This is a genomic window from Xenorhabdus griffiniae, from assembly GCF_015163655.1.
In the GTDB taxonomy this organism is placed as follows: domain Bacteria; phylum Pseudomonadota; class Gammaproteobacteria; order Enterobacterales; family Enterobacteriaceae; genus Xenorhabdus; species Xenorhabdus griffiniae.
The window spans coordinates 1-3475 of sequence record NZ_JADEUF010000192.1 but is presented as its reverse complement, the minus strand read 5'-3'; the positions used below and the strand labels follow the sequence as shown (position 1 = coordinate 3475).

General features: G+C 31.5%; 3 protein-coding genes. All 3 read right to left on the bottom strand.

Translation table 11 applies throughout. The features are described from left to right. Nucleotides 1-19 precede the first annotated feature (19 nt). Complete coding sequence (locus IQ211_RS18410) at nt 20-1177, bottom strand: DegT/DnrJ/EryC1/StrS family aminotransferase (RefSeq protein WP_189759450.1); 1158 nt, start codon at nt 1175-1177, stop codon at nt 20-22. Nucleotides 1178-1179: 2 nt separating this feature from the next. Beyond that, a complete protein-coding gene (locus IQ211_RS18405; protein ID WP_189759451.1) occupies nt 1180-2409 on the bottom strand; it encodes a glycosyltransferase family 4 protein in 1230 nt (409 codons plus the stop codon). Further along, nucleotides 2406-3475 (bottom strand): non-hydrolyzing UDP-N-acetylglucosamine 2-epimerase (wecB, locus tag IQ211_RS18400; protein WP_189759452.1); only part of this gene is annotated, 1070 nt, incomplete at its 5' end. The genes wecB and IQ211_RS18405, both read right to left, overlap by 4 nt.

Below are 3475 nucleotides of genomic sequence, written 5' to 3'. Positions count from 1 at the left end.
ATATATATATAGACTTCATTTATTTTAGAATCTCTTTTATTGCATTTATTACTCTAATTTGATCATCTCTTGTCATTTTTGTATATAAAGGAATGGAAGTTATTTTATGGAAATTTTTTTCTGCGACAGGAAAATTTTCCTCACATAATGAATAAGTATTTTTCCAAACAGGATGTTTATGAAGAGGAATAAAGTGAACTGAGCAGCCTATATTTTTTTCAGCCATTTTTATAATAAAGTCATCTCTAGATATTTTGACTTCATCTTTTAAGCGGATGGGGTATAAATGCCATGCATGTTGGTTATCTGGACCGAAAGGTTTAGTTGGTAAGATTAATGGTAGATCTTTCAGTTCTTCGTCATAAAACTTTGCCATTTGCTCTCTTTTTTGCTGGAAGAGATCAATTTTTTTTAGCTGATGGATTCCAATTGCAGCACAAATATCAGGCATATTATATTTAAAGCCTGGCTCTATAACTTCATAGTACCAAGCGGGAGTTTTGGATTGGTATCGATCAAATGCATCTTTGCTAATACCGTGAAGGCGCATAACTTTAGCTCTTTTTATAATTTCTGGATTACGAGAAACAAGCATGCCGCCTTCTGCAGTAGTCATCGTTTTATTGGCATAAAAACTAAAGACAGTAACGTCCGTATTTAATGTACCTATTTTTTTTCCATTGTAGATAGTTGGAAATGCATGAGCAGCATCTTCAACAATTTTTAGGTTAAATTCTTTAGCGATAGAGATTATTTCATCCATATCACAAGATAGACCTGCAAAATGTACAGGAATAATTGCTTTCGTTTTGGAAGTTATTGCTTTTCTGATTGTATTAGGGTCAATATTCAGAGAATCAGGAAGGGAATCAACAAAAACAGGATTTGCTCCTAAATAGCGAACCACTTCGGCAGTTGCTGTGAAGGTATAGGTTGGAACTATAACTTCGTCTTCAGGTTTAATGCCTATCGCTTCTAGGGCTAAATGTAGACCAGAAGTAGCTGAATTGATTGCAATAGCTTCAACACCATCACCTAAATAGTTGGCGAAATCTTGTTCGAATTTTTTTGTTTTAGGTCCAGTTGTAATCCAACCATGTTTTAATGAATCTACAACTTCATTAATTTCTTCTTCACTAATTTCAGGTAATGCAAAAGGAAGGAATTTGTTGTTCATAATTATCGTATCGCCTTTATAAACTTATCTGCTAATGCAGAATAAATATGATTTTTTAGAGCATATGCTCTGCCTCTCTGTCCCATTTTACTTAATTCTTCAGTTGATAAAGAACTTAGATGTAATAAAGCTTGAGCTATATCTTCAGGGTTGTTTGATTTTACTGTGATACCACAGTTAGCGTCAGATACTGGGTCATTACCGGCATCAATGGCACATAAAATAGGTTTGGCTGCCATCATATAGTCAATTAGTTTATTTGGACTTATTCCAAACCTAAATAATGATTGTTTTTGTAACCCTATATAAGCTATATCAATTTTTTCTAATAATGTTGGGATTTGAATCTTAGGAATAGGGTCAATAAATATAACATTTTTTATTCCTAGTGATTTTGATTCTTCTATTAAATTATCTTTTTCGAAACCAGTTCCAACTAGTAAGAATGTAAAAGTCTTTTCATGAAGGATTAAGGCAGTTTTAATTAGTATATTTAATGAGTTAGGTTGACCATGTGCCCCACTATAGCATACGATTTTATGTCCTTTATTTTTCTCAGATATAATTAATTTTTCTAGCTCCATATCTAATGGAGAAAATTTCTGCATCCAATCATTTACTACAACTCCATTAGGAACAATATGTAATTTATCTAAATTTAATCCATGATTTTTCATATGTTCATGTACGTTGGGAAGCATAGAAATAACTGCATCAGAATGCTTATAAGCTGAGTTTTCAGCTAATTGACATAATTGAATAAATGGATGTTTAGGAGACATTCCTCCAAGTTCTATAGGTGAAAGAGGCCATAAATCATGTAATTCAAAAATTAATTTTGCATTAGATTTTTGTGCAATATGTTTTGCAACCCATATATCCATAGGATACGTGCTTGAAGATATTACAATGTCTGGATTATATTCTTTAACTAACTTGTTACTATCCATCCAAACTTGAGCTAAAAAAGAAAAAATGTTTCTAACTCTGGATAAGCCATTACCGTTATAAACAGGTGTCGGATACCAGATATACGTTAATTCATTGATTTTTTCAATGGTTTTTTTATTTCTTATCAAGAATGGCTGTTTTGAACGAACATGAGAGTAAGATGCTGCAATTATTATAACATGATGCCCTGATTTTATCCATTCCTGCCCTAAGTAATATGGGCGGAATTCCATGCCAAGATCTGGTGAACCAGCGTAGTGATTTATATATACTATATTCATAGTAAACTTTCTAACTCATTAGCAATTGTTTCAGCAGCAATGCCACCACCATACATAGAAGAAATTGAGGTTATATTAATATTTAACGAATTCTTCACTGAATTAATTATTTCACTACTATTAGCTTCGGATAATTTATTAACACCTGCTTCAATTAACTCTACCCACTCAGTTTGATCCCTAATAGTTATACAAGGCTTTTTGAAAAAAAACGCTTCTTTTTGTAATCCTCCACTATCTGTAATAACTATGTTTGTATTATTAAGTAACCACAGCATTTCTAAATATCCAACCGGTTCAATTAAATAGACATCTAATTTTAAATCATATTCTTTTAGCTTGTTCTTAGTTCTTGGATGAAGTGGAAAAACAATAGGACAAATTTTTTTATGTATATAATTTAATGAGTTCACTATTTCTGTTAGGCGTACTTTGTCATCTGTATTTTCAGCACGGTGTAGTGTGGTCAAGATAAAATTACTTAAATTTAATTTAATTGGTTTTTTAGCTATTTTACTGAAATGTAGTGCACTATCCTCCATGACATCGCCTGATTTTTTTATAATAATGGGTTTTGAATGAAAACCTTCATTATGTAAATTATTTATTGCTGTGTCTGTAGGGCAAAATAATATAGAGCTAATATTATCTGTTAATATTCTGTTTATTTCTTCTGGCATATGCATATTAAAACTACGTAACCCTGCTTCAATATGTATAACAGGTATATGTAATTTAGAGGCTGCTAAAGCACCAGCTAATGTTGAATTAGTATCACCATATACCATTACGTTATCTGGTTTTTCTTTAATAAGAACTTTTTCAATTTCGGCAAGCATTTTACCTGTCATTTCACCGTGAAAACCACCATGAATATTAAGAGTATAATTTGGTTTAGGGATTTTTAATTCATCAAAGAAAATAGTTGACATATTAGAATCAAAATGTTGTCCTGTATGGATAATTATTTCTTGAAACTTTCTTTTTTGTTCAAGTTGACGAGAAACTACACTTGCTTTAATAAATTGAGGCCGTGCGCCTATTATAGTAATGATCTTTTTCATAT